Genomic DNA, 11,176 nt, shown 5'->3' on the forward strand with positions numbered 1-11,176 from the left:
AGGCGCGGCGAACCGCGCCCGTTAAGTGGTTAGAAACGGAAAGTCGCGGTCGCCACAACCTGGCGCTCAGCGCCCCAGAAGCAGCCATAAGTATTAAAGCAGCTTGCCACGTACTCTCGGTCAAACAAGTTGTTCACGTGAAGCGCCACGTTAGAACCCGCCATACCCACGCGGGCCAGGTCATAACGGACTAATGCATCAACAACCGTGTAACTACCCACCTTAAAGGAGTTCACTGGATCACCATAGCTGGAGCCAGTGAAACGTGCGCCAGTACCCAATGTCAGTCCAGACAGCGGGCCGTTAAATAAGGTGTAGTCCCCCCACAGTGATGCCATATGTTTTGGCACCTGTGCCGGCGTGTTACCTTTGTAGGTGGTATCCGTAGTGTATTGCGCATCGGTATAGGTATAAGAACCGACAACGTTGACGCTAGCTGAAAGCGCAGCTTTGGCTTCAATCTCCACGCCGCGCGAACGAATTTCACCACCTTCAACCGAGAAGAACGAACCTGCAGGATCGGCCATCAGGTTATTGGTTTTGGTCAACTGATAGAGGGCACCGGTAATCACAATAGGACGATCGTTGGGTACGTATTTCACACCAGCTTCGTACTGTTTACCTTTAGACGGAGCAAAAACATTACCGCTTGCGCCGGTCTGCGAGGCTGGCTCAAACGATTCGCTATAGCTGAAATAAGGCGTTATACCATTATCGAACAGGTAGTTAACACCACCGCGCCAGGTAAATTGTTTATCATTTCTGGAACTCTGCGTCGCGGTAACACGGTTCAACGAATCCTGTTTCGCCCAGTCATAACGACCCCCCAGAGTAACCAGCACTTTATCCCACTGCGCCTGGTCCTGTACGTAAAGACCAGTCTGTTTCTGTTTATTCAGCACTTGATAAGCACCTGATGGCCCTGGGTGCGAACCAAAATCAAAATCGCTGCGATCGAGATTATAGATATCGGATGGCGTCACTGAACCCGCATAGCCAAACCAGGAATCGATATCGTTACGCATCCGCATGAAATCAACGCCAGTCAGCAGGATATGATCTACTGAGCCGGTCGCGAACTTGCTTTGCAACTGGGTATCGACAGAGAAATTCTGTAATTTTTCATTATCAATTACGTACTGTCGGGTCAGCGTATGGCCCCATTGTGACTGGGGAACACTGGCGCAAGGGCTAGTGGCTGGGTTGCTCGAATAAAGTGGGTCAGAACACATCCCATAGCCGTAGACACTGTTCTGCGAAACTTTATTTTGCGCGTAACGCAGGTTCTGGCGCACGGTAAAGGTATCGTTGAATTCGTGGTCAAAGCTATAGCCAACCATTTTCTCATTACGTGAGTAAGTGTTGTTGTTGGCGCCTTCATTGAAGTCGGTTGGGAGACGATTACCGTTCGGTAACGGTGACACCGTTCCCTCTTTCGGCAACCAGCCGTAGTAACCAGTCTCCGGTTCATTCTGAAAATAGGAGAGGAACGTAAAGTTGGTTTTGTCATCCGGGCGCCAGCTAAAAGCGGGTGCAATCGCGTAACGTTGCTCCTCAGCGCCTTTCTGCTGTGCATTGGCAGAGCGCGCCAGACCAGTCAGGCGATAAGAATAAACGCCGTCCTCGTCAATCGCATCGCTGAAGTCAAAACCGGTCTGCCATAGATTATCGGTGCCCATTTTAAACTGGACTTCTTTTAGCGGCTCCGTTGTAGGACGTTTGCTGACCATATTCAGCAAACCACCCGGGCTGCTCTTTCCGTAAAGTACGGAAATCGGACCGCGCATAACTTCCGCACGCTCCAGCATATAGGGATCAATCACCGCATCATTATAGAAGTTACCCTGCATTTTCAGGCCATTCAGAAAGTTATTCTGGCTTTGGCCATCAGCAGCGAAACCGCGGATGATCAGATAGTCATAAGTATTAGAGGCACCACGCGTTCCCACGGCAACGCCAGGCGTATAGCTCAGTGCTTCTTTAACGGACTTCGGTTGATGTAGCGCCATCTCCTCGGCGGTCACCACGGAAATAGACTGCGGCACCTTTTGAATAGGAGTATCTGTTTTGGTACCGGTGGCCGATTGTCGCGCCGCGATGGTCGCTGCCGGTCCCCAGGCGCTCTCCTGCGGGGCCGGAGCGGCGGTGACGGTAATGGTTTCTTCTTTCGGTTCAACTGCCGCCTGTGCATAAACAGACATGCCGCTAACCGCCGTGGCTACTACAACTGCGATTTTACGCAGCGAGTGATTTGGCTGAGCAGTTTTAAGACGCGCCATGGGTATATCTCTAATAGAAGTGAATGATAACGTAAACGAGAATTATTATTATAACGGGTGACATAATAGGCGAAACGCGCGCGGCAAGGCAAGAAATATGCCCCCTGTGAGCGATCAAAGGATGAATAAATAACCAGACGGTAAGTGTGGGGTTAAACGGCTGTTAATTAAATGACAGAGATAAAAAGGCCCTCTACTACCGGAGTAGTAGAGGGCCTATATTTCCGCCTCCATTTAACCGACACAGCGCCGGTTTACAGGATGCAGCGGCGGGTTAATTGCTGCCGAACATATCCTTAATCCAGCCCGCTACGCCATCGCTCTTCTCCTGCTTCGGCGGTTGCTGCTGCTGATTTTGCTGCTGCGGCTGCTGCCCGGACTGATTGAACGGGTTATTCGCCTGCTGCTGCTCAAGCTGCTGCTGTTGGATCTGTTCGCCCTGGCGGCACAGCGCGTCCGGCGAGGTCGTCCATACCGGCAGCGAGCGCATGCCGCCGCTGCAGACAAAGTTACCGCTGCCATCGACGCCCATATCCACCACGTCTTCAGGCGGGGTCAGCACCAGCGGCGTCGGCGTCTGGTTAGCCAGGTAGCGCTGATAAATTGACATCGCGCCGCTGGCGCCGTACAGCTTGGTCGGCTGGTTATTATCGCGACCCACCCAGGTAATGGTCACCTGACCGCCGTCAATACCGGCAAACCAGGTATCAACGTTGTTGTTGGTGGTCCCGGTTTTACCCGCCAGATGCAGGCCCGGATACTTCGCGCCCAGCTGGCGACCGGTACCGCGCTGCACCACCTGCTGCATGGTCCATAGCGTCATATACGCCGCCTGCGCCGGCACCGCGCGTTCCGCCTGCGGATAGCTCTGATAGAGCACGGTACCATCTTCAGCGATAACGGAACGCAGCGCGGACAGCGGTGCGCGGTTACCCCCGCTGGCAATGGTCTGGAACGCCTGCGCCACTTCAATCGGCGTCAGGTTCAGCGCCCCCAGCAGCATAGACGGCACGGCGTTCAGCTGATTCTTCGGCGCGCCCAGCTTAGTCCAGGTATCGACCACCGCCGGCAGACCCAGCGCCATCCCAAGGTTCACCGTCGGCACGTTCATTGAACGCGTCAGCGCGTCAACCAGCATCACTTTACCGCTATCGCTGTAGCGACGATCGTCGTTCTGCGGCGACCACGTCTGGCCATTAGACAGGCGAATCGAGATAGGCGCATCGGCAATCCAGGTATTGAGACGATACTGGTTCGGCTGGCTTAGCGCGGTCAGATAGGTCGCCGGTTTTGCCAGTGAACCAATTGAACGACGCGCCTGCATCGCGCGGTTATAGCCGGCAAACTGCGGCTCCGCGCCGCCGACCATCGCCCGCACCTCGCCGGTGAAGCGGTCGACCACCACCATCGCGGTTTCCAGATCCGGCAGCTTACGCTGTTTCTTCAGCGCCGGAATACCTTCCGTCGCCGCTTTTTCCGCCGCGTCCTGCGCGACCGAGTCGAAGGTGGTAAAGATCTTCACGCCGGAGAGATCTTTCACTTTGTCGCCCAGCTTCGCCTGCAGCTCCTGGCGTACCATCTGCATAAACGCCGGCTGCGGAGAGATCACCCCGCCGCGCGGCTGTACGCCCAGCGGACGCGCGCTCAGCATGTCATACAGCTCCTGATCGATAACCTGCTGCTGCTGCAGCAGACGCAGCACGAGGTTGCGTCGCTCCAGCGCCAGCTTCGGGTTACGCCACGGGTTGTAGACCGACGCGCCTTTTACCATCCCCACCAGCAGCGCCTGCTGATCGAGGCTCAGCTCTTCCACCGGACGACCAAAGTAATAGAGGCTCGCCAGCGGGAAGCCGCGGATCTCGTTATCGCCACTCTGACCGAGGTACACCTCGTTCATATACAGCTCAAGGATACGATCCTTGCTGTAGCGGGCATCGACGATCAGCGCCATATAGGCTTCATTAATCTTGCGCCAGTACGAACGTTCGCTGGAGAGGAACAGGTTCTTCACCAGCTGCTGGGTCAGCGTACTCGCCCCCTGCACCGTACGCCCGGCGGTCAGATTCGCCAGCACCGCGCGGCCAATCGAGTAGAGGCTGATGCCGTCGTGTTCGTAGAAATGACGATCTTCCGTCGCCAGCAGGGTATCGACCAGCAGATCCGGGAAGCCGTTGCGCTTAACAAACAGACGCTGTTCGCCGTTGGCCGATTGCAGCATGGTGATCAGGCGCGGATCGAGACGGAAGAAACCGAACTGGCGGTTGTTATCCATATTCTCGATAGTGTCCAGACGATCGCCATTAAAGGTCAGACGCGCGCGCACCTGCCCTTCTTTACTGTCCGGGAAATCGAACGGACGGCGGATCATCTCGATACTGTTGGCCTGTACCGTGTATTCGCCCGGGCGCGTCATCGCGCTCACCTGGCGATACTGCGTGGCGTTGAGCAGGCGCACCATTTCATTTTTGCTGATCTGCATATCCGGCTCAAGGTTGACCATCCGGCCATAAACCGCGGCGGGCAGATCCCAGACTTTACCGTCGATGCGGCTGCGGATTTTCTGATCGAGGTAGACGCCATAGGCGGCAATCAACACCGCGCAGACGACCCCAACCTTAATCAGCAGCCATAGCCAGGCGCGTTTACGACGAGGGGGTTTACCGCCTTTGCCTTTTCCTTTCCGCGGCATCGGTTTTTCATCCTCATAGTCATCATCATCGTAATCGTCGTCGTAGTCCTCTTCCCGGACCCGACGGCGAGTTACCTTTTGTTTTGCCGGGCGCGAGGGTCTCCCCTTACGTCCGATCGGCTCGCGGTCATCTCCCGCCATGCTTTTTCTCCGCAACTTACAGGCGTAAAGGCCTGATTCTCAATGTTTCCCCGAATGGGGGAAAGAAGAAATCTCTCAAATTGACGCCCGAATATTTTGGCCTTCAGGCGACCATTTATGTACTGCGCGACGCGTTATCATGTCGCTCGTATGATTTTCACTTTAAAAATTCACCATACAAATCATCTTGTTACACGTTTCATCATCAGAATAGTTCGGGACACGGAACGAATTGTCCAGGCGATACAGGATAGCACTAAACCGCGACATTCTTAACCAGCATTTTACATCCTCATCGAATAACGAAAGGGAAATTATTATGTTTTTTAACAACATAAAAATGTGCGCCCGTATCGATCCGCAGGCCGCCCAAAGAAACCGGAACGGCGCCGGCGGGAAAGAATATTTCCGCCGTAAAAGAAAAATCATGCAGGTGAAAGAAAAAGAAATTTAAAAGACGACAATGATAAAAAAGCGAGCCGCTTAACATTGATAATTTGGCAGATTTTCTGATGACTGCGGACAAATATTTGTTAAACTGTCAGCCAATTAATTTTTCCGATTAATATATTATGCGCAACTTTATTCTATTCCCGCTTATGGCGGTCGCCCTGCTCTCAGGCTGTCAGCAAAATCGTTCGACAACTCTCAGTCCTGCCGTGAGCGGTCAGGCCCAGCTTGAGCAGCTTGCCTCCGTCGCCGCCGGGGCGCGCTATCTGAAGAATAAATGCAACCGCAGCGATCTGCCCGCCGATGAAGCGATTAATCGCGCGGCAATAAACGTGGGTAAAAAACGCGGATGGGCGAATATTGACGATAATCTGCTAAGTCAGCGCAGCACGCAGCTATATCAACAGCTCCAGCAGGACAGTACCCCGGAAGCCACAAAATGCAGCCAGTTTAATCGCCAGCTGGCGCCATTTATTGATAGCCTGCGCGGCAATAAATAGCGCTTATTTTTATTCCGCTCGCACTATTTTATTCAGCCTGCGGACTCTCCTCAATCGCCCCGCCCGGCCAGTCATCCAGCGCCGCGAGGGTAAACGTTTTACCGTTGAAGCTAAATACGGTGAGATCCTGCTGAATCTGCTCAATAACCAGGTTCGGCAGCGGCGAGTCGCCCTCCTTCCAGGACTGTCCGTTTAATACAATGCTGCGTTTCTCCGCCAGCGAGGCGTAGACGTGCGCGCTATAGCGCAGAGGCGGCAGAGTATCTTCATCGATCGCTATTTCTGGTTCAGCCTTCATTTCTGGCTCGGCTTTAACCGCCGTCACGGCAGTTTTGACCGCCGGTTGATTCAGCGGCACTAACGCCGCATGCGCTACTGGCTGGCTCATCGGCTGCGGCTCGGGCTTATTCCGCCACTGCTCGCCGCCGAACCAGCCGAGCGCAATCAGCAGCGCGGCGTACAGCGGTACGGTCACATAGGGGATCTGCACCATTTTTCCAACTACCGTCGGGGGCGCGGACTGCGGGTACGGCTCTTGCTGACGAACAAGCACGGGCTTCTCCTTAATCAAGACACGCCATCCCGGCCCGTGGTTATGACGCCGCGGGCCGGGAGGTTCAGGTCTTACTTGCTGCTGACCGGCAGCCCGGCGCCCTGGGCATCGCCCTGCGGCATTTCCAGCACCGCCACCGACCATGCCGGCAGCGTGACCGTGCCATCAGCGGCAATCTGCACGCCGTTTGCCAGCGAATTTTCACCCGCCGCCTGCTGGATCGCGCTCAGCTGCAGCGCTTCACCGGCAAACTCATTCAGCGTACGGCTTTCCGGCGCGGCGTTAATCACCACCACCAGGCCGTCAAGACGGCTATCCAGGCTGGCGCCCGCTTTCACTCCGTCATCCACGGTCATAACCAGCAGACCGGCCTGCTGGTCTGAACCGGTATTACGGAAATCAACGCGCTTCATCACCGCGCTGCCGTCGCCTAAGGTGAACAGCGGGGAGGATTTACGCAGCTCGGTCAGCTCCTGGTAGAACGCGGTCATCTGCTTCAGCTCCGCTTCGCCCGGAGTGGCAACCATCTCTTTGACGCGAGTAATCACGTCATAGTTGCTGCCGTCATCGCTGATGCGCGGCATCCCAACGTTGTAGTTGTTATCCTGCAGGGAATAATCCACGCGGTTGAACCAGTCGCCGGAGTCGTAGGAGTCGCGGGTAAAGGATTTCGAGCGCAGCAGTTCAGAACCCTGCTGGTCGAAAGCGATCCCCTGCCCGAGCATCACCGTCGCCAGCGAAACGGCCTGCATGCGAACGCGGGTCGCCAGGTCGGCTTCCTGGGACGCTTTATAGCTGATCATGTCCCACAGCGTCTGGTTGTCGTGCTTCGAAACATAGTTGACGACCTCCGTCGGGTCCGCGGCATAGCCGCCAGGCGCGCCGTTATAGTCAATTTCGCTGCCTTTCTTCACCGCGCCGTCTTTGTCGATCATCACAAAGTCAGCGAGGTTACCGGCCATGCCCAGACGGGTCAGATCGGCCAGATGACGCACCTGGTCATCACTCAGGCTGGCGAGTTCGTTTGGCAACACGCCCGCGCCGCTGCCGACGCCCTGGTTCTGACGCAGAGCATCGCCGGAATCGAACGGGCCGCCGCCGCGCACGGAGTCGCGCAGGCGATCGGAGAACGTGCCGATGCCGGTACCTTTCAGGTTGATCTGCGAGGCGATTTCAAAACGGTCGCTCTGGTTAGAGTCCCAGCCTTCGCCGAAGAAGTAGATATCCGGGTTCAGGGCCTTAATGCGCTCCCACGCCGACAGAATTTGCGCTTTCGGGTGATAGCCCATCAGATCGAAGCGGAAGCCATCGATTTTATAGTCCGTGGTCCACACCGCCAGCGAGTCGGCGATCAGCTTGGCGAACATCCGATGCTCCGGCGCAGAGTCGGAACAGCAGGTGGCGGATTCAACGCTGCCGGTAATTTCATTCAGACGCTGATAGTACCAGGGTACGATCTTATCCAGCACCGACGTGCGGTCGGTCGGGCCCGCGGCGTTGGTGTGGTTGTATACCACGTCCATAATGACGTTCATCCCCAGATCCTGCTTGATCGCCTGAATCATGGTGCGGAACTCTTTGATGCGCGTCGTGCCTTCCGGATCGGTCGCGTAGGAGCCTTCCGGAACCGTGTAGTGGAACGGATCGTAGCCCCAGTTGTAGGAGTCGGTCTGCGCCACCAGCGTATTCAGCGCCTGCACCTGCGGATTATCCTGGCTATCGCTCTGCTTAAGCTGATTCAGCACCTCTTCCACGGTGGAGCCGCTGTCGCAGTATCCGGCGAACTCGCTGCTTTTCACCGCGCTGTTCACTTCGCACAGGCGGCTGAACGGCTGCTGAATATCGGCGACTTTGTCGCTGAACTCGTTTACCGTCGCCAGATCGAAGACCGGCAGCAGTTCAACGTGCGTGACGCCTGAAGCGGAGAGCTTCTTCAGATGCTGCACCATATTGCTGTCGCCGGCGGTCAACGCAAGGTATTTACCGCGCAGTTCGGCAGGAACGGTCTGGTCCCAGGCGGAGAGATCGCGAATATGCGATTCATGAATCGTCATCTTCGCTAAATCCGCTTTTGTCTTCTGGGCATGCGGCATCGTCAGGCTATCCCAGCCGTCAGGCTTCAGGGCGCTGTCGTTGAGATCGACCACCTGGCTGTACTCCGAGTTGGTCGACAGGCTATGCGCATACGGGTCGGTGACTTCGTACTGTTCAACCTTGCGCGACTGCGGGTGATAAACCGTCATCGCATAGCGGTAGAACGCGCCTTTCAGATCGCTACCGCCCTGCCACGACCACGCGCCGGAAGCGCTGTCGCGGGTCATCGGATGGCTGCCAATCACTTTTTTGTCCGCGCTGTAGACCACCACATCCACCTGCTGAGCGGTCGGCGCCCAGACGCGGAAGGTGACGCCGCCGTCGGCCAGCTGCGCGCCGTAGCTCAGGGCTTCCGCCGCTTCGGCATAGGTATCATCCAGCACGCCCGCCGTCTGTACCTGGGTGGCGGAAATCAGGATCCCGTCCTCTGCGGCGGCAATGGCGACCGTTTCTCCCTGCAGCAGCTCGTCAACGTTGGCGTTGTCCGGCAGCTTAAAGGCCGCATAGCTGGAAAGGTGCGGGAAGCGCATGCTGACCTGCTGGCTGACGGTAGTCGGCGTCAGTTTCAGATAGCGGTCGGTAAATTTGCCTTCGCCGTCGGCCGCCACTTTACTGCTGTGGCTGTAGTAGAGGCGCACGAGGGGCTTATCCTGCCCGCCCGGCCACAGCAGCGTATTTTTATCGACCCAGTGGGCTTCGGCCAGCGCGACGCCAAAAGCGGCGCGGAAGGCGTCGGCGCGGGAGTCATAGACCGCGCTGTTGCCGGCGATCACCGATACCGTACGATCGGTAAAGTCGCCAAACGACACCCGCAGGTCGCTATCGATCAGCTTATCGGTGCCGTCGCGAACGATAACGTTAATACAGCCGCTCTCTTTGTTGAGCGGGATCACCCAGTACGGGCCATATTTATCGCTGCCGCTCGGCGTGGTGCTGACGTCATTCCAGTCCGCTACCGGCGCGCTCAGCGCGTCGCAGGTTTCGTTGTTCCATAAGTAGAGGTTTTTACTGCTGTAGTCCGCAGCGCTACTGCTGGTGATGCCGGCGATATCCACCAGGTGAATGACCGCCTGCTTTTCTGTCGCCGTGGCCGCTTCGCCGGGTACGGCAACGTCAGGTAAACGTACAACCACATCCTGATTACCAGGAGTGTCGGGATTTCCAGAGGAAGAAGAGGATCCGTTATCGCAGCCGCTAAGTAAAACCAGCGATCCCAGAACCAGGGCATTACGGGTATATCTGAGCATTCGATAGTCCCTATACATGCTGATTAAATTATATGAAGGGTTATATACGCGAAACTATTTCTGGCGCACTTAAGCACCATAAAAAAATAACGAGCATATCTTTAAAGCGCCGATAATTAGATATTCTTGCTCTCTCCGGTTCAATCATCCATTCGCTCATTACGTGGGGGCGTAGGCGGCCGGAGGAGAAAAAATAAAAAGGGAATGACGACCGCAATAGCCAAACTCTTTATGATTCGCAGCGACCTACGCAGATTCCCGCAATAAGCACGCTCACAATAAAAAATGCCCCACCAATATCGGTAGGGCGGTACCTTTTGCTGAGGGAAATAGAATGAGCAAAGGAATAAAAATGCATAATTCCGTGATGAGATTAACAATATCAAATAAAAAAATAATTAATTACGCGCCTCATATTGTGACGTCCATCATATTATTTTTTATCTGCCAGCAGCTCGCCCAATTAACCTGGAAAATAATTCTCCCGGTAAACTTTACGGATAACGCATTGAGCCCTGCCGATATGACGGCGCCCGCAACCCCCTCCCCGGAAACGGCGCTGCCGCGCTTTACGCTGTTTGGCCTTGCGGAGAAAACCTCCGCCTCCGCGCACGGCGGCAACCTCGACCAGGCGCCCGTTTCGGCGCTCAAACTGCGCGTTACCGGCCTGCTCGCCAGCACCGTTCCCTCTCGCGCCATCGCCATCATGATGAAAGGGAATCAACAGGTTAGCCTCGGGATTGGCGATAACACGCCGGGCGGAGAGGCGAAAATCGTCGCCATTTTCCCCGACCGCCTGATCGTTAATTACCGCGGCAGAAATGAGGCTATCCCGCTGTTTAACGACCCGCCCGCCGCCGGCAAAAATAGCGCCGCGCCGCCAGCCCGCCAATTGGCGCAGGAGCTCCGCGAGCAGCCGCAAAATATTCTTCATTACCTCAATATTTCGCCGGTCATGGTTAACGACAAGCTCAGCGGATATCGTCTGAATCCGGGCAAAGACCCGGCGCTATTTCGCCAGGCGGGTCTCAAGGAAAACGATCTGGCGATAGCCCTGAACGGCCTGGATCTTCGCGATAAAGAACAGTCCCGCCAGGCATTAGCCCAGCTACCGGAATTAACTGAAATAACTCTTACCGTTGAACGCGACGGCCAGAAACAAGATATTTATCTAGCCCTGAGGGATGAATAATTGATCATCGCCAACGTCATTCGCCCATTTT

The 11,176-nt window shown here is 55.7% G+C and carries 7 protein-coding genes; 3 read left to right on the forward strand and 4 right to left on the reverse strand.

Annotated features, from left to right (window positions below; genetic code table 11):
* Positions 1 to 29 precede the first annotated feature (29 nt).
* On the reverse strand, positions 30 to 2,279 hold the full coding sequence (gene fhuA, locus ABLU96_RS02200) for a ferrichrome porin FhuA (protein WP_233933093.1): 2,250 nt from the start codon (positions 2,277 to 2,279) through the stop codon (positions 30 to 32).
* 274 nt (positions 2,280 to 2,553) lie between these two features.
* On the reverse strand, positions 2,554 to 5,109 hold the full coding sequence (gene mrcB / locus ABLU96_RS02205) for a bifunctional glycosyl transferase/transpeptidase (RefSeq protein ID WP_064358582.1): 2,556 nt from the start codon (positions 5,107 to 5,109) through the stop codon (positions 2,554 to 2,556).
* Between the two features lie 319 nt (positions 5,110 to 5,428).
* Between mrcB and ABLU96_RS02210 the strand changes: the two genes are divergently transcribed.
* Complete coding sequence (locus ABLU96_RS02210) at positions 5,429 to 5,563, forward strand: hypothetical protein (protein WP_254903915.1); 135 nt, start codon at positions 5,429 to 5,431, stop codon at positions 5,561 to 5,563.
* Positions 5,564 to 5,681: 118 nt separating this feature from the next.
* The gene (gene pulS / locus ABLU96_RS02215) at positions 5,682 to 6,059 is read left to right on the forward strand and encodes a GspS family T2SS pilot lipoprotein variant PulS (protein ID WP_025107373.1); all 378 of its coding nucleotides are present in this window, start codon (positions 5,682 to 5,684) and stop codon (positions 6,057 to 6,059) included.
* 28 nt (positions 6,060 to 6,087) lie between these two features.
* On the opposite strand, the gene gspB is transcribed toward pulS, so the two are convergent.
* Both gspB and pulA read right to left on the reverse strand, forming a co-directional pair.
* Positions 6,088 to 6,612 carry a type II secretion system assembly factor GspB gene (gene gspB / locus ABLU96_RS02220; protein ID WP_048262345.1) on the reverse strand — a complete coding sequence of 175 codons (525 nt, stop codon included), beginning with the start codon at positions 6,610 to 6,612 and terminating at the stop codon, positions 6,088 to 6,090.
* A 71-nt stretch (positions 6,613 to 6,683) separates the two neighbouring features.
* On the reverse strand, positions 6,684 to 9,953 hold the full coding sequence (gene pulA, locus ABLU96_RS02225) for a pullulanase-type alpha-1,6-glucosidase (protein ID WP_064405730.1): 3,270 nt from the start codon (positions 9,951 to 9,953) through the stop codon (positions 6,684 to 6,686).
* 352 nt (positions 9,954 to 10,305) lie between these two features.
* Here pulA and gspC point away from each other — a divergent pair, with 352 nt between their 5' ends.
* Positions 10,306 to 11,145, forward strand: coding sequence for a type II secretion system protein GspC (gene gspC, locus ABLU96_RS02230; protein ID WP_025107370.1), 840 nt, complete (start codon positions 10,306 to 10,308; stop codon positions 11,143 to 11,145).
* Positions 11,146 to 11,176 lie beyond the last annotated feature (31 nt).

Source organism: Klebsiella sp. CN_Kp106, from assembly GCF_040064575.1.
GTDB lineage: Bacteria > Pseudomonadota > Gammaproteobacteria > Enterobacterales > Enterobacteriaceae > Klebsiella > Klebsiella michiganensis.

What these genes read in the sequence shown, in the direction of transcription:
- fhuA (WP_233933093.1), bottom strand. Translation starts at nt 2,279, where the DNA reads ATGGCGCGTCTTAAAACTGCTCAGCCAAATCACTCGCTGCGTAAAATC.
- mrcB (WP_064358582.1), bottom strand. Translation starts at nt 5,109, where the DNA reads ATGGCGGGAGATGACCGCGAGCCGATCGGACGTAAGGGGAGACCCTCG.
- ABLU96_RS02210 (WP_254903915.1), top strand. Translation starts at nt 5,429, where the DNA reads ATGTTTTTTAACAACATAAAAATGTGCGCCCGTATCGATCCGCAGGCC.
- pulS (WP_025107373.1), top strand. Translation starts at nt 5,682, where the DNA reads ATGCGCAACTTTATTCTATTCCCGCTTATGGCGGTCGCCCTGCTCTCA.
- pulA (WP_064405730.1), bottom strand. Translation starts at nt 9,953, where the DNA reads ATGCTCAGATATACCCGTAATGCCCTGGTTCTGGGATCGCTGGTTTTA.
- gspC (WP_025107370.1), top strand. Translation starts at nt 10,306, where the DNA reads ATGCATAATTCCGTGATGAGATTAACAATATCAAATAAAAAAATAATT.